Source organism: Massilia sp. WG5, from assembly GCF_001412595.2.
In the GTDB taxonomy this organism is placed as follows: domain Bacteria; phylum Pseudomonadota; class Gammaproteobacteria; order Burkholderiales; family Burkholderiaceae_D; genus Telluria.
Map to the genome: position 1 here is coordinate 1,568,113 of NZ_CP012640.2, position 20,549 is coordinate 1,588,661.

Genomic DNA, 20,549 nt, shown 5'->3' on the forward strand with positions numbered 1-20,549 from the left:
CGCGATAATCGCATCTTTGCGACCTGACAGGGATTCATCTTGCTTAACTTCGACTTCCACAATCCGACCCGCATCCTGTTCGGCGAAGGCCAGATCCAGCGCCTGGCGCGCCTGGTGCCCGCCGGCGCGCGCGTGCTGGTGCTGTACGGCGGCGGCAGCATCCGCGCCAACGGCACCTTTGATGCCGTGATGGCGGCGCTGGACGGCCATGCCGTGTTCGAATTCGGCGGCATCGAGCCGAATCCCAGCTACGAAACCCTGGTCGAGGCGATCGCCCTGGTCAAGCGCGAGCACATCGATTTCCTGCTCGCGGTGGGCGGCGGCTCGGTCATCGACGGCACCAAATTCGTTGCCGCGGGCGCCATGCTGGACGACGATCCCTGGACCATCCTGGAACAGCACGCGAAGAACGTGCGCGCGGCCCTGCCCTTCGGCGCCGTGCTGACCCTGCCGGCCACCGGCTCCGAGATGAACTCCGGCAGCGTGATCACCAGGAAGGCGACGCAGGAAAAGTTCGCCTTCATGTCGCGCCTGGTGTTCCCGCAATTCGCCATCCTCGACCCCACCCGCACCTATACCCTGCCCGCGCGCCAGGTCGGCAACGGCATCGTCGACGCCTTCGTGCACATCATGGAGCAGTACATGACCGTGCCCGCGCAGGCGAAGGTGCAGGACCGCTTCGCCGAGGGCCTGCTGCAGACCCTGGTCGAGGAAGGCCCGAAAGCCCTGGCCGAGCCGGAAAACTACGATGTCCGCGCCAACCTGATGTGGACCGCGACCCTGGCCCTGAACGGCCTGATCGGCGCCGGCGTGCCGCAGGACTGGGCCACCCACATGATCGGCCACGAACTGACCGCGCTGTATGGTCTCGACCACGCGCAGACGCTCGCGATCGTGCTGCCGGCCATGCTGCGCGAACGCCGCGATGCCAAGCGGGCGAAGTTATTGCAGTACGCGGCGCGCGTGTGGGACCTGGTGGAGGGCGACGAGGATGCGCGTATCGAGGCCGCGATCGTCCGCACCGAGGACTTCTTCCGTTCCGTCGGCGTGCCGACCAGGCTGTCCGGCTACGGCCTCGGCAAGGATGTCGTGCCCGCCGTCGTGAAGGCGCTGGAGGCGCATGGCATGACGGCGCTGGGCGAGACCGGCGAGGTCACGCTGGACGTCAGCCGCCGGGTGCTGGAACGCTGCATCTGATGCAAGGACGGCGCCGGGGGCGGCACAGGCGTGCTCCCCGCTTTCCGCTGGCAAGCTAGACTGGCACGCAATTTCGTCAAATAGCACAGCCCATGAACATCGTCTGCATCGCCTGGGGCTCCCTCCTCTGGAAGCCCCATCCCCTCAAACTCGCCTCCGGCTGGCATCCTGACGGCCCGCGGCTGCCGCTCGAATTCGTGCGCCGCAGCGACGACTTTCCCGAGCTGAACCTGGCGCTGTGCGAAGGCGCGCGGCGGCTGCCGACCTACTGGGCCTACCTGGCGACCGGTGACCTGGACACGGCCCGCGCCATGCTGCGCACACGCGAACAGATCAGCCCGAACCGCCCGGACTGGATCGGCAGCGTGCCGTCCGTGGATGGTGCGGGCGTCGACCCGGCGATTCCGGCCTGGCTGCGCCGCAAGGGCATCGACGCCGCCGTCTGGACCGCGCTGCCGCCCAAGTTTGCCGGCCGCAGCGGGCACGCGCCGACGGCGCTCGAGGCCGTGGCCTGGCTCGACAGCCTGCGCGGCGACGAGCGCGCCGCCGCCGAAGGCTACATCCGCCATACCCCCGCCCACCTCGACACGCCCTACCGCCGCGCCATCGAACAGCGCCTCGGCTGGCGTCCGTTGCGCGAAGCCCACATTACGCAAAGAGTCTAAGGAACGTCCGGCCAGCGTTGGCAGAAGCGCCACGCCCGCACGCATCCATGCTACACTCCCGCCTTCGCTAGGGGTCCTGGCAGCAAACTTTGCGCTGCCGGGTGAGAGATACCCTCCGTACCTGATCTGGATAATGCCAGCGAAGGAAAGCGCAAGACGGTGCCTGAGACGGCTCCCACTCCTGTTTGCCCTTCCCCAGTTGGCTCCGGCTTTTGACAAAGCAGCGACGCCAAGCGGCGCGCGAAGACGAGCAAACCCATGAACGCACAACTGAAGTATTCGATCCTGGCCTGCGCCATCGCGCAAGCCTTTTCCCATCACGCCCAGGCGCAGGAACAGAGCGCTCAAGCGGGCGGCCAGCCGGTCGCCGAAGTCGTCGTCACCGGCGAGCGCGCCGGCCTGGAGCGCGCCGCCGTCGGCGGTTTCTCCGAATCCTCGCTGTGGGAAACGCCGGCCTCGATCAGCACGATCGGCCGCACGCAGATGCAGGACCTGTCGATCCGCTCGACCACCGAGGCCATGCGCTACGACGCTTCGGTCAGCGACGCCTACAACGCAGTCGGCTATGCCGAGCAGTTCGCGATCCGCGGCTTCGCCCTCGACAACAACTACAGCTATCGCAAGGACGGCTTCGCAATCCCGGGCGACACCCAGATCCCGCTCGAGAACAAGGAACGCATCGAGGTGCTGAAGGGCCTGGCCGGCCTCACCGCCGGCGTCGCCACTCCGGGCGGCATCGTCAACTACGTGACCAAGCGCCCGACCAATACCCCGCTGCGCTCGGCGACGGTCGAAGTCAGCGAGCGCGGCACCCTGTACGGCACGGTCGACCTGGGCGGACGCTTCGACGACCGCCGCTTCGGCTACCGCATCAATGCGGCCGCCGCCGACCTGCACTCCTATGTGCGCGGCGCGAACGGCGAGCGCCAGTTCGTGTCCGGCGCCTTCGACTGGCAGATCACGCCAGACGCCCTGCTGCAGCTCGACCTCGACTACCAGCACAAGGCGCAAATCACGGCGCCCGGCTTCCAGCTGATCCGCAATGAAGTCCTGCCGACCGGCGTGTCGGCCAGGATGCTGTTGAACGACCAGCCCTGGACCCGTCCGGTCGACACCCGCGACACCAACCTCGGCCTGCGCTTCGAATACAAGCTGGCGGACTCCTGGCGCGCCACCATCGCCGGCAACAAGCACTGGTTCAAGCGCGACGACTACACCGCCTTCCCCTACGGCTGCAGCAACGAGGGCGCGGGCTTCTATCCGGGCTACTGCTCGAACGGCGACTACGACGTCTACGATTACCAGAGCGTGGGCGAGCGCAAGACCCCGTGGGGCCTGCAGGCGATGCTGCAGGGCGGCTTCGCCACCGGCGCGCTGCGCCACCAGCTGACGGTCGGCGCCTCGTACGCGGAACGCCACGACAGCTTTGGCGACTACGTCTACGACTACGTCGGCTACAGCAATCTGTGGCACCCGCTGGTCTCGCCGTCCGCCGATCCGTCGCGCACCACCGGCCCGGTGTTCGAACGCCGCAGCGACCAGGAAAGCGCGCTGTTCGCCCAGGACATCGTGACCCTGGCCCCGCAGCTGACCCTGCACGGCGGCCTGCGCTACGTGCAGACCAAGCGCAGCGACTACGAGGAAGACCGCCCGGTCGTGCACACCGCCGGCTACGTGGACAGCAAGGATCACTTCCTGCTGCCGAGCGTCGCCCTGGTCTACAACATCAACCGCGACTGGAACGTCTACGGCTCGGTGAGCCACGGCCTGCAGCACGGCGGCGTCGCGCCGATGGAAACCGCGAACGAGAACCAGGTGCTGGAACCGGGCCGCTCGAAGCAGCTCGAAGTCGGCGCCAAGGGTTCCGTACGCGGCCTGAACCTGTCGGCCTCGCTGTTCCAGATCCGCCAGGGCCTCGAGTACACCGACCCGAACCATACCGTGACGGTAATCGTCGACGGCGAGCCGGTCGAGCGCAACCCCTATGTGCGCGGCGGCCGCGAGACCCACCGCGGCTTCGAACTCTCGGCGGATGGCAAACTGGCCGCCGGCCTGCAGGCCGGCCTGTCGCTGATGGCCCTGAACACGCGCCAGGACGGTACCGGCGACCCGGGCATCGACGGCAAGCGCGTCACCGACGTCCCGAGCTTCAAGTCGACCGCCTGGGTCGAGTACGCGGTGCCGCAGCTGCCGGGCCTCAAGCTGGACGCCAACTGGCAGTACTCGGGCAAGAAAGCCTTCGACGTCGAGAACCGCGTGTTCGTCCCCGACTACCACGTGTTCGGCCTGGGCGCCGCCTATGCGACGAACCTGGGCGCGACGAAGGTGACGCTGCGCGCCCGCGTCGACAACCTGTTCGACAAGTTCTACTGGCGCGACGTCACGCCGGCGCTGGGCGGCTACCTGCTGCCGGGCGCGCCGCGCAGCTTCCGCGTGTCGGGCCAGTTCGACTTCTGATCGCGGCGTTCAGGGAGGACCGAGCAGGTCCTCCACCTGCCGCATCCGCCGCGGCAGGTCTCCTTCCAGCAGCGTGAACGGGATGCCCCGCTCGCGCAGCACGCCCAGCAGGCAGTCGTGCACCTGCTTCCTCACCTCCTCCGATTCGCGCTGCAGGCCGTCCGGCACCCAGGGCAGGTCGAGGCCCGCCACCAGCGTCGCCGCATAGTCGTGCGCGGCCTCCATCTGCAGCAGCTCGGGCGGCACCCGGCCCCAGTAGATGCGGCTGTAGACCGCGGTCACCAGCGGCGTGGTGTCGCAGAACAGGAAACGCCGCGCGTCCGGCGACGCCGCCATCGCATCCTCGCGCGCGCGCTGGGTGCGCGCGATGCCGGGCTGGTCGTCCTCGAAAGGCACGCGCCGATGGGTCTCGACGAATTCGCGCAGGTATTCCGGCACCCACAGCGTGCCGTAGCGCGCCGCCAGGCTCGGGGCCAGGGTCGACTTGCCGGTCGACTCGGCGCCCAGGATGGCAATCCGCTTCGGCTTCATCGCACGCCCTCGCGCGCCGCGCGCGCCCAGGCGCGCAGACCCAGCGCCGCCATGATCACGAACACCGCGTACAGCACCGCCGTCAGGTGCAGGCCCTTGTAGACGTACAGGCCGACGTAGAGCACGTCGACCGCGATCCACACATGCCAGTTCTCGACCTTCTTGCGCGCCGCCAGCAAGGTGCCGAGCAGGCTGCCGGCGGTGAGGAAGCCGTCCATGTGCGGCACGTCGGTGTCGGTATAGGCGTGCAGGAACCAGGACAGCAGCACAAAGCCAAGCGCCCATCCTGCCAGCGACCAGCCCCAGCCGGCGCGGCCGAGGCGGGTCACCACCAGAGGCCTGTCGTCTTCGCCTTTCCCTCGCAGCCACTCGTACCACCCCCAGAACGAGGCGGCGATGAACACGCCCTGCAGGCCAGCGTCGCCGTACAGGCGGGCCTTGTAGAACACGATGCCGTAGGTCGCCGACGAGACGATCGCGAACAGCCAGGCCCAGTGGATGCGGCGGATGTTCAGCAGCACCGTCGCGACCGAGAGGACGAATGAGATGAGTTCCAGCGGCGTGGTCTGGAAGCCGAGGAAGCTGAGCGGGTCGTTCATGCGCTGTGCAAGGGGAAGGAATCGGGTCAGGAGATCAGGTCAACAGTCGATTATCGAAGCTGGCGCGCGAATGCGCAAGCGCAAGCACTGTGACAAAGCAAGGATTTTGGCAGCCACCGCACAGATATACTTATTCGTTTCCCGCCACGTGCATCACCGGAGACTCCATGCGCCTGACTGCCGCCCTGCTGTGCGCCGCCCTGTTCGCGGCCCGCCTGCCCGCCCTCGCCGCGCCGCCCGCGCCGGCGGTGCCGGTTTCCGCCTTCGTCAACGAAGACCAGTACGCGCTGCCGCGCCTGGCGCCGGACGGCAGGCACATCGCCATCACGGTGCGGATGCCGTCCGGCGAACGGCCGGTGCCGGTGGTGATGGTGTACTCGCTGCCCGAGCTGAAGGTGGAAGGCGCGATCCGGCTGCCGGCCTTCGAGGTGCCGCTCGACTGCCGCTGGGTGAGCAACAGCCGCCTGGTGATTTCGCGCGGCAAGGAGCTCGGTTCGCGCGAAAAGCCGGTGGCGACCGGCGAACTGCTGGCCACCGACTACGACGGCAAGAAGCAGGAATACCTGCACGGCTACCGCATGTTCAAGCAATCCTCGCGCGGCGACCGCTACGCCGACGACTACGCCTACGGTTATATCGAGGACGTCGCGCGCGCCTACGACAACCACATCTTCGTGACCTCGCGCCTGTGGGAGGCCGACCGCACGCTCCTGTTCGACATCGATGCGCGCAGCGCAATCCGCAAGCTCCTCGCCGCCCTGCCGGAGCCAGGCCTGGGCTTCCTGCTCCAGCACGACGGCACACCGCGCTTCGCCTACGGCAGCGACGAGGAAAACTACGCGGCGCTGTTCCGGCGCAACGACGCCAGCGGCGCCTGGAACAAGGTCGACATCAAGGAGCGCCGCTACACGCCGGTCGCCTTCTCCGCCGACGACACCCGCTTCGCGGCGCTGGTCTCGAAGTCGGGCGAGCCCGAATCGCTCATCAAGGAGAACCTGCAGACCGGCGAGCGCACCACCCTGTTTTCCGACCCCGTCGCCGAGCCCACGGGGCTGCTGTACGGCGCCGGGCACGGCCTGCCCTTCGGCGCCCGCTCCGGCATCGGCGTCCCCCATGCGGTCTACTTCGACGAGGACAGCGAAGACGCGCGCCTGCATAAACTGCTCAGCCAGCAGTTCCCGGGCAGCTGGGTCAGCTTCCACAGCTTCAGCCAGGACGGCAAGCTGCTGCTGTTCGGCGTCTCCAGCGACCGCGATCCGGGTTCCTACTACCTGTTCAACAAGAATACCGGCAAGGCCGACCTGCTGTTCTCGTCAATGGAAGGCATCGATCCGGAGCGGATGGCCGCACGCCAGCCGATCAGCTTCCCCAGCCGCGACGGCCATACGCTGTACGGTTTCATGACCGCGCCGCGCGCCCCCGCGGGCACGAAACTGCCGCTGGTGCTGGTGCCGCACGGCGGCCCGCACTTCGTTGCCGACGACTGGTTCTTCGACACCGACGCCCAGTTCCTCGCCAGCCGCGGCTACGCCGTACTGCAGGTGAACTTCCGCGGCTCGGACGGGCGCGGCCCGGGCTTCATGCATGCCGGCTACCGTGAATGGGGCGGCAAGATCCAGGACGACCTGGTCGATGGCGTCAAGTGGGCCATCAAGCAGGGGCTGGTCGATCCGAAGCGGATCTGCGTGGTCGGCGCGAGCTTCGGCGGCTACTCGGCCCTGATGCTGGCCGCGCGCGAGCCGGACCTGTTCCGCTGCGCGGTCGGCTACGCCGGCGTGTACGACCTGAACCTGATGGCCACGACCGAGGAAGCGAAGAACAACAAGCGCTTCCAGGCCCAGCTCAAGCGCTTCATCGGCAGCGACAAGGCGGAACTGGACCGGTTCTCGCCGGTGACGCTGGCTGCGCAGATCAAGGCGCCGGTGCTGCTGGTCCACGGCGGCAAGGACAAGCGCGCCCCGCTCGCGCATGCGGAAGCGATGCGCGCGGCGCTGGTCAAGGCCGGCCATCCGCCCGAGTGGTTCCTCGCGCCGAACGAAAGCCACGGCTTCTACGACACCGCGAATGTGACCGAGTACTACCAGCGTCTCGAAGCCTTCCTGGCGAAGAACCTGGGACCCTGAGCGGCGCCGACTGCCCGGATCCGGACACCGCTGCCCGCGCGCGGGCAGCGCGAGGGCGGCCGGACCGCGTTCCACCCTCTGCCGGCGTGCTGGCACGGTGCTTGCAATGAAGGATGCATCGCCACTCCTTCAGAACAAGCACCGTCATGGACCAAGCCATCGGCATCCACCTGCTCCGCCGCCGCCGCCACTTCCGGCTCGCCACCGGGCTCCTGCTGTGCGCCGGCTTCTTCGCGGCGGCCTGGGGCATCAACCGCGCCGTGCGTCCCAGCGTGTCGGCCAGTGAGCTCGTCATCGCCGAAGTCCGGCGCGGCAACGTCGACAACACCATCAGCGCCGCCGGCGTCGTCATTCCCGTGCACGAGGAAGTCGTGTCCAGTCCCGGCGCCAGCCGCGTGGCGCGGGTGCTCGCCAAGCCGGGGCAGCAGGTGAAACAGGGCGAGCTGCTGCTCGAACTGGACGACCGCGAGATCCGCCTGGCCCTGGAAGCGCTGAAGGAGCAGCTCGCGCAGCAGGAAAACCGCATCGTCGTGCTGCGCCAGGAGATGGAGCAGAAGCTCAAGCAGACCAGGTCCGCCATCGAACTGCTGGAGATCGACCTGCAGTCCAGCCGCGCACTGCGCGAGCGCAACCGCAAGCTGCGCGAGAGCGGCCTGGTGTCGGGCCAGGACCTGCTGAGCTCGGAACTCAACGTGCAGCGCAACGAGATCCAGCTGCGCCAGCAGCGCGAGCTGATCGAAGACACGCGGCGCGGCACCGCCGGCGCCATCGCCGCCGCCAACCTGCAGGAGGCGATCTTGCAGAAGCAGATCGCGCGGCAGGAAGGCCTGCTCGAGCAGACCCGCGTGCGGGCGCCCTTCTCCGGCATGCTGACCTCGCTGGTCGAGGAGGAAGGCGCCAGCGTCGCCGCCGGCCAGCTGGTGGCGCGCGTGTCGGAACTGAACAACTACCGGGTCGAAGCGACGGTCTCCGACTTTTACGCGCGCCAGCTGGCGCCCGGCCAGGAAGTGCGCGTCGAGCAGAACGGCGAGCGGTTCGGCGGGCGCGTGCACACCATCCTGCCCGAAGTCCAGAACGGCACCATCAAGCTGCTGGTCGATCTCGAACAGCCGCACAACCAGCACCTGCGCAACAAGATGCGGGTCGACGTCAACATCGTCACCGACCGCAAGGCCGGCGTGCTGGTGATCGACAGCGGCGCCGCCTTCAACGGCAAGGGCCGCCAGCCTGCCTTCGCGGTGCGCGAGGAGGGCGCGCGCAAGACCTCGCTGACCCTCGGCGCCAGCGACGGCAAGGTGGTCGAGGTGGCGAGCGGGGCCCGCATCGGCGACCGTTTCATCGTGTCCGATACCAGCGCCTTCAAGGACCTGGACAGCATCCGCATCACGAATTGATATCGAGAACAAGGAGAACAACATGATCAGACTGCACAAGGTCAGCAAGACCTACCGCACCGACAAGGTCGAGACCCTGGCCCTGAAGGACATCGACCTGCACGTCCGCGAGGGCGAATTCGTCGCCATGATGGGTCCCAGCGGCTGCGGCAAGAGCACGCTGCTGAACATCATCGGGTTACTCGACCGGCCCGGCCAGGGCAGCGTGGAGGTCGGTGGCACGTCGATAACGCGCTACGGCGACCGCCAGCTGGCCGCCCTGCGCAACCGCAGCTTCGGCTTCATCTTCCAGAGCTTCCACCTGATTCCGGACCTGCGCGTGATCGACAACGTCGAGCTGCCCCTGCTCTACCGCAGCGGCAGCGGCGCCGAACGCCGCCGGCTGGCGAGAGAGGCGCTGGAAAAGGTCGGCCTGGGCGCGCGCATGGACCACTACCCAAACCAGCTCTCGGGCGGCCAGCAGCAGCGGGTGGCGATCGCGCGCGCCATCGTCGGCCAGCCGAAGGTGCTGCTGGCCGACGAACCGACCGGCAACCTGGACAGCAAAATGGGCGAGGAAGTCATGGACATCCTCCTGAAACTCAACCTCGAGGGCACGACCGTGGTGATGGTCACCCACGACGAGCGGGAAGCGCGCCGCACGCACCGCATCGTGCGGGTGTTCGACGGCCAGCTGGTCAATTCAGCTGTCGATGCGCCGGAGCCCGCCCATGCTGCGTAACTACCTGCTGACCGCCTGGAAGGTCTTCATGCGCCGCAAGCTGTTCACCGCGATCAACCTGGCCTGCATCGTGCTTACGCTGGTGGTGCTGATGGTGATCACCGCCCTGCTCGAAACGACCTTCCATCCGACTGGCGTCGAAGGCAAGAGCGAGCGTTTCCTGCAGGTGTTCATGGTGCGCATGGACGGACCGAACGGGCATGCCAGCAGCATCACACCGCTCGGCTACAAGCTGATCGACAAATATCTCAAGCCGATGCAGGGAATCGAACGGGTCGCCGCGGTGACGATGCCGGGTGCGGTATCGGTGTACCAGGACGATCGCGTCGCCGAGATGCAGATGCGCCATGCCGACGCCGACTACTGGAAGGTCCTCGACTTCCAGCTGCTGGCCGGACGCCTGCCGAACGCGGACGACGACATGCTCGGACGGCAGGTCGTGGTCGTCAACCGCAGCAGCGCACATAAGCTGTTCGCCGGCGCCCCCGTCGCCGCCATCGGCCGCAACATCGACATCGGCGGCCGCCAGTACCAGATCGTCGGCGTGGTCGAGGATGCGATGCACGTGAACGCGTTTTCCGACATCTGGGCGCCCATCTCCAGCCTCGCCTCGACCGATTACCGGAACGACCTGACCGGCGGCTTCATCGCCCTGATCCTGGCCCGTCAGGCCGCCGACCTGCCACGCATCCGGCGCGATGTCCAACGCATCGCCGCGAGCGTGGTCCCGGACGACCCGGGTCAGTGGCAGACCGTGCGCTTCTGGGCCGACAGCAAGCTCGACCTGTTCGCCCGCCTGGCCGTTGGCAGCCTCGACAAAGCCGATTCGGGCGCCGGCAAGCTGCTCGCCATCATCGGCGGGGCGATGCTGCTGTTCATGCTGCTTCCGGCCCTGAACCTCGTCAACCTGAACACCGGCCGCATCATGGAGCGGCGCGCCGAGATCGGCGTGCGCAAGGCCTTCGGCGCCACCAGCGTCCAGCTGGCGGCCCAGTTCGTGGTCGAGAACATCCTGCTGTGCCTTGCGGGCGGACTGGTCGCGCTGGCGGCCACCGGCGGCGTCCTTTGGTGGATCGAGAACGCCGGCCTGATCCCCTATCTGAAGGTGGAAATGGACTTGGCGGTGTTCGGCTATGGGTTGCTGATCGCCACCGTGTTCGGCTTGCTCTCCGGCGCGCTCCCCGCCTGGCGGATGTCGCGCCTCGATCCCGTGCATGCATTGAAAGGAACTGTCTGATGTTTCGCCACCTGCTGAAACTGACCTGGCAGCGCAAGACCAGGAATTTCATGCTGAGCCTCGAAATCATGCTCGCATTCGCGGTCGTGTTCGCGATCGCCGCCGCCGCCGTGCGCAGCGTCCAGTTGTACCGCATGCCACTCGGCTTCGACGGCGACGGCCTGTGGTCGGTCGAGTTGAGACCCGAGAATGGCGGCAAGGGCAGGATCGATGCCGCCACCTACGATACGTTCAAGCGCAGCGTGCTCGGCATGCCCGAGGTCGTGCATGCCGCCTTTGTCAGCATCGAGCCCTATGCGCTGTCGACCATGAGCACGACCATGAAAGGCCCGGGGGACGTGCGGATCCGAACCGACATGGTGGACGCCAGCGACGGCGCGGCGCAGGCGCTGGGCCTCGACCTGGTCGATGGCCGCTGGTTCTCGACGCTCGACGACGGCGGCGCAACGCTGCCGGTGGTGATCAACCGCCGCCTGGCCCACGCCCTGTTTCCCGGGCAGGCCGCCGTGGGCCGGCAGTTCACCGACACCGACCGCGACCAGAAGCAGGCCTACAAGGTCGTCGGCGTGGTCGGCGAATACCGTGGCAAGGGCGAGCTGATGACGCCGGAGAACTTCGCCTTCGTGCGCTTTGCTCCCGGCACTGGCGTGGACACCGGTCGCGACCCGCGCGTGCTGGTGCTGAAGCTCAGGTCGGGCACCCCACGCAGTTTCGAGACCCGCCTGAACCGCCGGCTGAAGGGCGTGCACAACGACTGGTCGTACCAGATCACGCCGCTGTCAGCGCAGCGCAGCTCGACCTTGAGAGCCCGCTTCGCCCCACTCGTCATCATCGCCACGATTGCCGCCTTCGTGCTGCTGATGGTCGCCTTCGGCCTGTTCGGCACCTTGTGGCAGAACACGCACCAGCGCATCCCCGAGATCGGCCTGCGCCGCGCTGTCGGCGCGCGCGCCGCCGACATCTATGGCCAGATCGTCGCCGAGCAGCTGCTGCTCAGCACCCTGGCAATGGTGCTGGGACTGGTGCTGCTGGTGCAGCTGCCCTTGACCGGCGCGCTGGGCGAGACCCTGAACTGGACGGTCTTCCTCGGCGCCGCCGGGCTGTCGATGGGCGTGATCTATCTGCTATCCTTGCTGTGCTCGCTGTACCCGGGCTGGCGCGCGAGCCGCCTGAGCCCGACCGAAGCGCTGCACTACGAATAATCAGTGAGAGACTCGCATCAAGCCTATGGAAGCAACACGGGAATCAACACGCAAGCGACGCATCCTGATCGTCGACGACGACAGCGCGGTACAGGTCTCGCTGGCCCTGCTGCTCAAGCAGTCCGGCTTCGAGGCGCAGTGCGCCGACGGCCCCGAACAGGCCCTGGCCATGCTGGCGTCGGCGCCGGCCGACCTGGTTCTGCAGGACATGAACTTCTCGCTGCAGACCAGCGGCGAGGAAGGGCTCGACCTGCTGGCCCGCATCAAGCAGCAGTATCCCGCCCTGCCGGTGCTCCTGATGACGGCCTGGGGCTCGATCGCCCTGGCGGTGCGGGGCGTGAAGGCCGGCGCCGCCAATTTCTTCACCAAGCCCTGGGACAACACCCAGCTTGTCGCGCTGGCCGAGGCCACGCTGGACCTGCTTGCGCCGGCCGCCGCGCCGCGCCCGACACGGCGCTCGCTCGATGCACAGTGTGATTTTTCCGGCATCGTCGGCGAGCACCCGAAGCTGCTGAAGGTGCTGGAGACGATTGCCCAGGTGGCGCGCACCCGCGCCCCGGTCCTGATCCTCGGCGAGAGCGGCACCGGCAAGGAGCTGATCGCCGACGCCATCCACCGCAACAGCCCGCGCGCGGAACACCCGATCGTCAAGATCAATATGGGCGCGATTACCTCCACGCTGTTCGAGAGCGAGATGTTCGGCCACGTGCGCGGCGCCTTCACCGATGCGCGCAGCGACCGCAAGGGCTACATCGCCAGTGCCGACAAGGGCACCCTGTTCCTCGACGAGATCGGCGAGCTGCAGCGCGGCGACCAGGTCAAGCTGCTGCGCGTGCTGCAGGACCAGCGCTACCAGCCGGTCGGCGCCAGCGCTACGTCCCAGGCCGACCTGCGCGTGGTGTCGGCCACCAACCGCGAACTGGCGGAACTGGTGGCGAGCGGCGAATTCCGCGAAGACCTGTTCTACCGCCTGAACCTGATCACGATCCGCCTGCCGCCGCTGCGCGAGCGGCGCAGCGACATCCCGCTGCTGGCGCGCCACATCGCCGCCCGGGTCGCCGACGGCTACGGCCTGGGCGAGGTCGTGCTGGCGCCGGACGCGCTGGACTGGCTGTCGAGCCAGCCCTGGCCCGGGAATATCCGCCAGCTCAGGCAGACCCTCGAACGGGCCCTGCTCCTGGCCGGCAAGCCGCAGCTGGGACAGGCCGACTTCGTGGCCGCCAGCGCGGTCGACGAAGGGGTGCCGGGCGCGCGCCTGGGCGTGGACGGCATGACGCTCGAACAGGTCGAGCGCCACATGATCGAACAGGCGCTGCAGCAGCACGGCGGGAACATCTCGCGCATGGCGAAGGCGCTCGGCCTGTCGCGCACGGCCCTGTACCGGCGCCTCGAACGCCACGGGCTCGGCGGCGGCGTGCGCGAGGAATGACGCTGCCGGCACTGACGCTCCGGACGCGGCTCGCGGCCTACCTGGCCGTGCTGCACCTGGCATTGGGCGGCTGCGCGATGCTGCTGTTGCCGGCGAGTCCGCTGCTGTTCGTGGGCGCCGAACTGCTGCTGGCCGCCAGCCTGGCGCTGGGCTGGCGGCTGGTGCGGCGCGCGCTGGAGCCGCTCGGCTACACGCGCCAGTTCCACGACCTGCTGCAGGACCAGCAGTACGCGTCGCGCCTGGCCGCGCCCGGCGTGACGGAACTGGACGACCTGGTCGGCATGTTCAACGGCATGCTGAGCGCCCTGCACCGCGAGCGCCTGGCGATCGGCGAACAGCAGGGCTTCCTGGAGCGCCTGCTGGAAGCCACGCCGAGCGCGGTGCTGGTGTTCGACTTCGACCACGCCATCAGCCTGGTAAACGCCAGCGCCGGCGCCCTGCTGGGCCTGGACGCGCCGCTCGGCAAGCCGCTGTCGACCTGGAACGATGACGACGCCGGCTTCGATCCGGCGCTCGACGAGCGCGGCCGCGCGCGCAGCCGCGACCTGGTGCGCCAGCTCGACGCCCTCGCCCTCGGCGACAGCCGCCTGCTGGTCGACACCGAGGGACGGCGCTACCGGGCGCAGCGCAGCCGCTTCTTCGACCGCGGCTTCGCCCGCCACTTCCTGATCGTCGAAGAGCTGACCGCCGAACTCGAGGACTCGGAGCGCGCCACCTATGCGCGCCTGATCCGCGTGCTGGCCCACGAAGTGAACAACACGGTGGCGGCCACCGGCTCGGTGCTGGATTCCCTGCTGACCTACCGCGGCCAGCTGGCGGAGCGCGACGCCGGCGACTTCGTCACCGCGATCGTCGCGGTCAAGCGCCGCAACGTGAGCCTGGGCGAGTTCATCGACCGCTTCACCCGGGTCGTCAAGATGCCGGCGCCGGAACTGCGCCCGGCGCGCCTGCAGGACGTGGTCGACGACATCCTGTGGCTGAACCGGGACCTGTGCAATGCGCGCGGCATCCAGCTCGGCTGGAGCCGCTGCGACGCGGTGGCGCCGCTGCCGCTGGACGTCCAGCTGATCGAGCAGGCGCTGCTGAACGTGGTGAAGAATGCGATCGAAGCGGTCGCCGAGCGCAATGCGCGCGACGGGTCGACCGGCGGCGCGATCCGCGTCGAGCTGGAAAACCTGGGCGAGCGCGTGCGCCTGTCGGTGATCGACTCCGGCGGCCTGCTGGAAGACGCGCCGGTGCACCGCCTGTTCACGCCCTTCTTCAGCACCAAGAAGGGCGGCCAGGGCATCGGCCTGATGTTCGTGCGGGAGGTGCTGCAGCGGCATGGGGCCAACTGCGCGCTGGCGGCGGCGGGGGCGCAGGAGACGCGCTTCGATATCTGGTTTCCAGCGGCTTAAAAACGTCGTCCCGCGGCTTAAGAACGTCATCCCCGCGAAGGCGGGGACCCAAGTTCTGCGTGCGTTACGTCTGCGCTTGCAAGCTTGGATCCCCGCCTGCGCGGGGAGTCGGGTCGGGCAATGCCCGGCACGACGGGCTGACGCTTACTTCTTCGGATACTTGATCGTCATTTCCTTCAGCACGTTATCCGCGTGGTCGACTTCCTTCATCACCCACAGCATGTAGCGGATGTCGACGTGGATCGCGCGCGTGATCACCGGGTCGAAGTACCAGTCCTTGGTGATCGATTCATAGGTCGAATCGAAGTTCAGGCCGACCAGTTCGCCGCGCTTGTTCATCACCGCGGAACCCGAGTTGCCGCCGGTGGTGTCGGCGCTCGACAGGAAGTTGACCGGCACCGTGCCCAGCACCGGATCCTTGAACACGCCGTAGCGCTTCTCGCGGATCGCCTGCAGCAGGTTGCCCGGGGCGTTGAACGGCTCCTTGTTGGTCGCCTTTTCCAGGATGCCTTCGAGGGTCGTGAACGGGCCCTTGGTGATGCCGTCGCGCGGGCTGTACGGCGCCACGGTGCCGTAGGTCACGCGCAGGGTCGAGTTGGCGTCCGGGTAGACCGGCTTGCCGTGCGACTTCTTCCAGGCGATCACAGCTTCCATGTACTGCGGGATCACGCGTTCCAGGTTGCCGTCGACTTCCTTGCGGTGGTTTTCCAGCGCCATCGCGGTATCCTGCAGGCGCACGGCCAGCTGGATGAAGGGGTCATGCGAGGCGCGGAAGGCGTCCGCGTCCTTGCCGATCCAGGCCAGGCGCTTGCCGGTGTCGGCCAGCTCGGTGCCCTTGTACATCGCCGGAACCGCGTCGACCTTCGGCAGCAGCGCGTCCAGGCCGCGCGGGTGGTTCTTCGGGTCGATCTTCGCATAGCGGTTCAGGGCCGCCTGCCAGCGGGCCTGGTCGACGCTGGGAACGAACGACTGCTCCAGTCGGTTCAGGCGCGCCTTGATGAAGGAGAGATCGCGCTCCTGGTAGCCGGCTTCGCGCTGGGCGTCCGGCTTCTGGCGTTCCAGCGCCAGGCGGTACAGGGTGCGCGCGCTCTTCAGCAGATCGCTGTGGGTGGCCTCGAGCCAGGCGGCTTCCTGCTGCGAGGTCGCCATGTCGGCGCCGATCGCGGTATCGAGCTCGGACAGCAGGTTGCCGCCTCCCGCCTTCAGCTCTTTACCATGTTGCTTGTACCAGCCGCGGAACTCGGCGTCCTGCACGTCCTTGACGGCGGCGATGTCCTTGCGCGCGAAGCCGTCCATCAGGCCTTGCGTCTTCTTCAGCACGTTGTTCAGGCCCTTCGACACGCTGGCGTAGCGCACGTCGTAGTTCGGGTTGCCCATGGTGGCTGCCGCGATCACCGACAGGTCGGCGGTGATGGAGGCGGCCTTGGCCGGGTAGTCGACGTCGCGCGCGAAGCGGATCTCGGACGCCAGCTTGTAGCGGCTGGTGCGGCCCGGGTAGCCGGCCAGCAGGATCGGGTCGCCGTTCTTCAGGCCTTCGGCCGACACCACCAGGAAGTCCTTCGACTTGTACGGCACGTTGTCCGGCGACGGGTCGGCCGGGCGGCCGTCCTTGCCGACGTAGGCGCGCAGGAAGGAGAAGTCGCCGGCGTGGCGCGGGAACTCGTAGTTGTCGATGTCGCCGCCGAAGTTGCCGACGCTGTCGGCCGGCGCGTACACCAGGCGCACGTCACGGATCATCAGCTGCTTGATGCGGTAGTACTCGCCGCCGCGGTGGAAGGCCGGCACCGAGCAGCGGTAGGCCTTGTCGTTAGCTCCATTCGCGCTTTCGCATTCGGCGATCAGCGCCTTGATGCGGCTTTCGACCTGCTCGTGGCGCTCCTTGCCGGACAGGCTCGGGGACAGGCCCTTGAGCACGCGGTCGGTGACGTTCTCGACCTTCTCGGTCACGTAGACCAGGGTGTTCGGGCCGCCCGGCAGTTCCTCGGCGCGGGTCTTGGCCAGGAAGCCGTGGACGATGTAATTGTGTTCGGGAGTCGAGTTGCGCTGGATCGCGCCGTAGCCGCAGTGGTGGTTGGTGACGACCAGGCCATCCGGCGACACGAAGGACGCCGAGCAGCCGCCCAGCGACACGATGGCGCTCATCGGATGCTTGGACAGGTCGGCCAGCTTCTCGGCCGGGATGGTGATGCCGATGCGCTTCAGTTCGGACTGCAGCTGCGGCAGCTGGTGCGGCTGCCACTGGCCCTCGTCGGCGTGCGCGGAGGCGATAAGCCCCATCACCGCGACGACAGGCAAAACGATGGATTTGAACACGATGAACCCCAGGATGAATAAAAAGCAAGTGCGAGTATATAGTCCCTGCTAATGGGTGGAAATAGATTTCTCACCGATACTCACTTGGGGTTTTGCATGGTATTGACAATGCATCGGCGCCCAGCGGGAAGCGCGGCAAGCCGCTAGAATAGGCGGTTGCCCTGTCGACGTTCCGGAAACCCTGTCATGCCAAGTTCCCTTGCCCGCGCCGGAGCCGCCCTGCGCGGACTCATTCCCGATACCTATACCCTGCTGCTGATGTGCACCGTGGTCGTCGCCAGTGTGCTGCCCTGCGAGGGCCAGGCTGCTGTCGTGTTCGGCAAGGTCACGAGCCTCGCGATCGGCCTGCTGTTCCTCCTGCATGGCGCCAAGCTGTCGCGCGAGGCCATCGTGTCCGGCCTGGCCAACTGGCGCCTGCACCTGCTGGTGCTGTGTGCGACCTTCGTGATGTTCCCGCTGCTGGGCCTGGCCATGAAGCCGCTGGTCACCAGCGTGCTGCCGTACGAGCTCTACGTCGGCCTCCTGTTCCTGTGTACCCTGCCCTCGACCGTGCAGTCCTCGATCGCCTTCACCTCGGTGGCGCGCGGAAACGTGGCGGCGGCCGTGTGCAGCGCGTCGGCCTCGAACTTCGCCGGCATCTTCATCTCGCCGCTGCTGGTCAGCGCGCTGATCGTGCACGGCGGCGGCGCCGGTGGCGGCTCGCCGCTGGACGCCATCCTCGGCATCGTCGAACAGCTGCTGCTGCCCTTCCTGGCCGGCCAGTTCCTGCGCCCCTGGATCGGCGCCTGGGTCGACCGCCACAAGCCGATGCTGAAGTTCGTCGACCAGGGCTCGATCCTGCTGGTGGTCTACACCGCCTTCAGCGAATCGGTGAACGAAGGCCTGTGGCACAAGCTGTCGCTGCCCACGCTGCTGGGCCTGGGCGTAATGTGCTGCGTGCTGCTGGCCTTGGCCCTCGGCCTGTCCACCTTCGCCAGCCGCCGTCTCGGCTTCTCGCGCGAAGACGAAATCACCATCGTGTTCTGCGGTTCCAAGAAAAGCCTGTCGAGCGGCATCCCGATGGCCAAGGTCATGTTCGCGCACGGCCCGATGGGCATGGTGATCCTGCCGCTGATGCTGTTCCACCAGATCCAGCTGATGGTCTGCGCCGTGCTGGCCGCCAAGTGGGCCCAGCGCAAGCAGACCTGAATCAAACCGGGGTCAGACTCCCGTTTTTGGCAATTTCTTCGGGAGAAGCGTGGACATGGGCCAGCGCCGAGCCGGCCCACCACATTTCCAGCGAAGACGGCAGCAGTACCGCGGCGGCGCCAAGCGCGGCGAACAGCCGGCGCTGGCGCGGCGTCATGCGCGGATGGCGCAGCATCGTGCGCGCGTCATGGACGACGAAGCCGAACAGGCCGAGCACACCGAGCCCGAACAGCGGCCCCAGCACGCCATCGCCGAGGCGCTCGCCGATATCCATATTCCAATAGGCCAGCGCCGGGATCGCCAGGCTGGCGCTGGCCAGCACATCGAGCGCCGCAATCGCACCGGCGCGGCCGCCTTGCCGGAACTCGTGGCGCCGCATCCAGGCCGTCAGGCCGATCGTGCTCGCCAGGTAGACGGCCACCCAGGCCGGCGAGCCGGTCCTGAATACATCGAAAAAATCGGGGTCAGAGCGCATTAATTACAGAATTCGGGGTCAGAGCACATTTTATGGCAATACCTTCGAAGCAAGGTATCGCGAAGCGTCGTCAGGGCGAGCAAGTACAGCAGCTTGAAATATTGCCACCGCGCCGTTTCCAAAAAAAGGACTCTGACCCCGAATTTGACCCCGAATTTGCTCACTCGGCATGCCAGCCGCCGCCCAGGGCCCGGATCAGGGCCACGGCCGTGGTCTGGCGGTCGGACCGGGTCTGGACCAGGGTGCGGCGCGCGTTCAGGGCGGTGACCTGGGCCTGCACCACTTCCGAATAGCTCACCTGCCCCGCCTTGTAGCGGTTCAGCACCTGCTGCTCGACCTTGTCGGCGGCTTCCGAGGCCTGGCGCTGCAGTTCCTGCTGCTGGGCCAGCACACGGGTGCCGGCCAGCTGGTCTTCGACATCGGCGAAGGCGGCCAGCACGGTCTGGCGGTAGCGCGCGACCGCCGCCTCGTGGGCCGCGCGCGCGCCCTCCACGCGGGCGCGGGTGGCGCCGGCGTCGAACAGCGTCTGCGCCGCCGACAGGCCGAAGGACCAGGCCGCGTTCGATACGCTGAACAGGTCGCTGACGCGGCTGGCGGTGGTGCCATAGGAAGCCGTCAGGCCGATGTTCGGGAAGTAGGCGGCGCGCGCGATGCCGATCTGCTCGTTGGCGGCGGCCACGTTACGCTCGGCGGCGGCGATGTCCGGACGGCGCTGCAGCAGCGTCGACGGCACGCCGACCGGCACCTCGGGCACCGTCACCTGCCAGTCCGGCTGCGCCGCGATCGACAGTTCGGCCGGCGTCTTGCCCACCAGGACCGCGATCGCATGTTCGAGCTGGGCGCGCTGGCGCGACAGGTTCAGGTCGTCGCTCTGGGCGCTGGCGAGCTGGGTCTCGGCCTGGAACACGTCCGAATGCGGCACGATGCCGACATTGAAGCGGTTGCGCGTGATCGTCAGCACCCGCTGGTAACCCTCGATGGTGGTGGCCAGGATGCCGCGCGCGGCATCGATCGCGCGCAGCTGCAGGTAGTCGCTGGCCAGCTCGCCCTGGGCCGACAGCCGCGCCGATGCGAGATCGGCGGCGCTGGCCTGGGCGCTGGCGCTGGCGGCCGTCACACCGGCGCGCAGGCGGCCCCAGACGTCCGGCTCCCAGCTGGTGCCGAGCGACAGCCGGTAGGCGGTCCGCGCATTGCTGCCCTCGCCGCCGCCGCCGATGATATTGCCGTTGGCGTCCACCGAGGCGCTGCCGCTGCCGCCGCCGCGCGTGCCGGATCGGGTGCCCGAGCCGTTCAGGGTCAGGCTCGGGAACAGCGAGGCGCGCTGCTCGGTCACCAGTGCGCGCGCCTGGGCGTAGGCCGCCACCGCCGCCGCCACGTTCTGGTTCGAGACCTCCACGCTGGCCGCCAGGTCGTTCAGCAGCGGGTCGCCGAACAGCGTCCACCAGGGACCGCGCTCCAGCGCATCGGCAGGCGCGGCCGGCACCCAGCCCTGCAGCTCCTTGTACGCGGCCGGCTCAGGCGCCGTCGGGCGCTGGTAGGACGGGCCGACGGCGCAGCCGGCAAGCATCGCGGCCGCAGCCAGGGCAATGAAGGAAGAGCGCAAGGTAAAGGTCGTTCGCAT

General features: G+C 67.9%; 16 protein-coding genes and 1 riboswitch. Of the genes, 11 read left to right on the forward strand and 5 right to left on the reverse strand.

Translation table 11 applies throughout. From position 1 onward, the window contains the following. Positions 1-39 precede the first annotated feature (39 nt). The 3 genes from AM586_RS06880 (at position 40) to AM586_RS06890 (ending at position 4,319) form a co-directional block, all read left to right on the forward strand. Complete coding sequence (locus tag AM586_RS06880) at positions 40-1,197, forward strand: iron-containing alcohol dehydrogenase (protein WP_047826225.1); 1,158 nt, start codon at positions 40-42, stop codon at positions 1,195-1,197. Positions 1,198-1,289: 92 nt separating this feature from the next. Continuing rightward, positions 1,290-1,862 (forward strand): hypothetical protein, encoded by a 573-nt coding sequence (locus tag AM586_RS06885; RefSeq protein ID WP_047826226.1) that lies wholly within the window; start codon positions 1,290-1,292, stop codon positions 1,860-1,862. Positions 1,863-1,921: 59 nt separating this feature from the next. Next, positions 1,922-2,027: riboswitch (TPP riboswitch) on the forward strand. Between the two features lie 93 nt (positions 2,028-2,120). Further along, positions 2,121-4,319 carry a TonB-dependent siderophore receptor gene (locus tag AM586_RS06890; RefSeq protein WP_047826227.1) on the forward strand — a complete coding sequence of 733 codons (2,199 nt, stop codon included), beginning with the start codon at positions 2,121-2,123 and terminating at the stop codon, positions 4,317-4,319. Positions 4,320-4,328: 9 nt separating this feature from the next. On the opposite strand, the gene AM586_RS06895 is transcribed toward AM586_RS06890, so the two are convergent. After that, positions 4,329-4,850: an AAA family ATPase gene (locus tag AM586_RS06895; RefSeq protein WP_047826228.1), complete on the reverse strand. Its 522-nt coding sequence runs from the start codon at positions 4,848-4,850 to the stop codon at positions 4,329-4,331. Continuing rightward, positions 4,847-5,449, reverse strand: coding sequence for a nicotinamide riboside transporter PnuC (gene pnuC, locus AM586_RS06900; RefSeq protein ID WP_047826229.1), 603 nt, complete (start codon positions 5,447-5,449; stop codon positions 4,847-4,849). Before pnuC ends, AM586_RS06895 begins: the two co-directional genes overlap by 4 nt. Positions 5,450-5,616: 167 nt before the next feature. Between pnuC and AM586_RS06905 the strand changes: the two genes are divergently transcribed. From AM586_RS06905 to AM586_RS06935, 7 genes are all read left to right on the forward strand, one after another. Next, positions 5,617-7,572, forward strand: coding sequence for a S9 family peptidase (locus tag AM586_RS06905; protein WP_047826230.1), 1,956 nt, complete (start codon positions 5,617-5,619; stop codon positions 7,570-7,572). Positions 7,573-7,718: 146 nt separating this feature from the next. Continuing rightward, a complete protein-coding gene (locus tag AM586_RS06910) occupies positions 7,719-8,966 on the forward strand; it encodes an efflux RND transporter periplasmic adaptor subunit (protein ID WP_047826231.1) in 1,248 nt (415 codons plus the stop codon). 22 nt (positions 8,967-8,988) lie between these two features. Then, positions 8,989-9,687 (forward strand): ABC transporter ATP-binding protein, encoded by a 699-nt coding sequence (locus AM586_RS06915; protein WP_047826232.1) that lies wholly within the window; start codon positions 8,989-8,991, stop codon positions 9,685-9,687. Next, on the forward strand, positions 9,677-10,924 hold the full coding sequence (locus tag AM586_RS06920; protein ID WP_047826233.1) for an ABC transporter permease: 1,248 nt from the start codon (positions 9,677-9,679) through the stop codon (positions 10,922-10,924). The genes AM586_RS06915 and AM586_RS06920 overlap by 11 nt, the downstream gene beginning before the upstream one ends. Continuing rightward, positions 10,924-12,126 (forward strand): ABC transporter permease, encoded by a 1,203-nt coding sequence (locus AM586_RS06925; RefSeq protein ID WP_047826234.1) that lies wholly within the window; start codon positions 10,924-10,926, stop codon positions 12,124-12,126. The genes AM586_RS06920 and AM586_RS06925 overlap by 1 nt, the downstream gene beginning before the upstream one ends. A gap of 25 nt (positions 12,127-12,151) precedes the next feature. Beyond that, on the forward strand, positions 12,152-13,555 hold the full coding sequence (locus AM586_RS06930; RefSeq protein WP_047826235.1) for a sigma-54 dependent transcriptional regulator: 1,404 nt from the start codon (positions 12,152-12,154) through the stop codon (positions 13,553-13,555). Next, complete coding sequence (locus AM586_RS06935; protein WP_109370441.1) at positions 13,552-14,952, forward strand: PAS domain-containing sensor histidine kinase; 1,401 nt, start codon at positions 13,552-13,554, stop codon at positions 14,950-14,952. The genes AM586_RS06930 and AM586_RS06935 overlap by 4 nt, the downstream gene beginning before the upstream one ends. A gap of 144 nt (positions 14,953-15,096) precedes the next feature. Here the strand turns inward: AM586_RS06935 and AM586_RS06940 are convergent, their stop codons facing one another. Further along, positions 15,097-17,265: a S46 family peptidase gene (locus AM586_RS06940; protein WP_373887948.1), complete on the reverse strand. Its 2,169-nt coding sequence runs from the start codon at positions 17,263-17,265 to the stop codon at positions 15,097-15,099. Positions 17,266-17,451: 186 nt separating this feature from the next. On the opposite strand from AM586_RS06940, the gene AM586_RS06945 reads away from it, so the two are divergent. Then, a complete protein-coding gene (locus AM586_RS06945; protein WP_047826237.1) occupies positions 17,452-18,453 on the forward strand; it encodes a bile acid:sodium symporter family protein in 1,002 nt (333 codons plus the stop codon). A gap of 1 nt (position 18,454) precedes the next feature. Here the strand turns inward: AM586_RS06945 and AM586_RS06950 are convergent, their stop codons facing one another. Beyond that, positions 18,455-18,928, reverse strand: a complete 474-nt coding sequence (locus tag AM586_RS06950; RefSeq protein WP_047826238.1) for a hypothetical protein — start codon at positions 18,926-18,928, stop codon at positions 18,455-18,457. Between the two features lie 160 nt (positions 18,929-19,088). After that, on the reverse strand, positions 19,089-20,549 hold the full coding sequence (locus AM586_RS06955) for an efflux transporter outer membrane subunit (RefSeq protein ID WP_047826332.1): 1,461 nt from the start codon (positions 20,547-20,549) through the stop codon (positions 19,089-19,091).

What these genes read in the sequence shown, in the direction of transcription:
- AM586_RS06955 (WP_047826332.1), bottom strand. Translation starts at nt 20,549, where the DNA reads ATGCGAACGACCTTTACCTTGCGCTCTTCCTTCATTGCCCTGGCTGCG.
- AM586_RS06915 (WP_047826232.1), top strand. Translation starts at nt 8,989, where the DNA reads ATGATCAGACTGCACAAGGTCAGCAAGACCTACCGCACCGACAAGGTC.
- AM586_RS06930 (WP_047826235.1), top strand. Translation starts at nt 12,152, where the DNA reads ATGGAAGCAACACGGGAATCAACACGCAAGCGACGCATCCTGATCGTC.
- AM586_RS06925 (WP_047826234.1), top strand. Translation starts at nt 10,924, where the DNA reads ATGTTTCGCCACCTGCTGAAACTGACCTGGCAGCGCAAGACCAGGAAT.
- AM586_RS06890 (WP_047826227.1), top strand. Translation starts at nt 2,121, where the DNA reads ATGAACGCACAACTGAAGTATTCGATCCTGGCCTGCGCCATCGCGCAA.
- AM586_RS06920 (WP_047826233.1), top strand. Translation starts at nt 9,677, where the DNA reads ATGCTGCGTAACTACCTGCTGACCGCCTGGAAGGTCTTCATGCGCCGC.
- AM586_RS06910 (WP_047826231.1), top strand. Translation starts at nt 7,719, where the DNA reads ATGGACCAAGCCATCGGCATCCACCTGCTCCGCCGCCGCCGCCACTTC.
- AM586_RS06935 (WP_109370441.1), top strand. Translation starts at nt 13,552, where the DNA reads ATGACGCTGCCGGCACTGACGCTCCGGACGCGGCTCGCGGCCTACCTG.
- pnuC (WP_047826229.1), bottom strand. Translation starts at nt 5,449, where the DNA reads ATGAACGACCCGCTCAGCTTCCTCGGCTTCCAGACCACGCCGCTGGAA.
- AM586_RS06895 (WP_047826228.1), bottom strand. Translation starts at nt 4,850, where the DNA reads ATGAAGCCGAAGCGGATTGCCATCCTGGGCGCCGAGTCGACCGGCAAG.
- AM586_RS06885 (WP_047826226.1), top strand. Translation starts at nt 1,290, where the DNA reads ATGAACATCGTCTGCATCGCCTGGGGCTCCCTCCTCTGGAAGCCCCAT.
- AM586_RS06905 (WP_047826230.1), top strand. Translation starts at nt 5,617, where the DNA reads ATGCGCCTGACTGCCGCCCTGCTGTGCGCCGCCCTGTTCGCGGCCCGC.
- AM586_RS06950 (WP_047826238.1), bottom strand. Translation starts at nt 18,928, where the DNA reads ATGCGCTCTGACCCCGATTTTTTCGATGTATTCAGGACCGGCTCGCCG.
- AM586_RS06945 (WP_047826237.1), top strand. Translation starts at nt 17,452, where the DNA reads ATGCCAAGTTCCCTTGCCCGCGCCGGAGCCGCCCTGCGCGGACTCATT.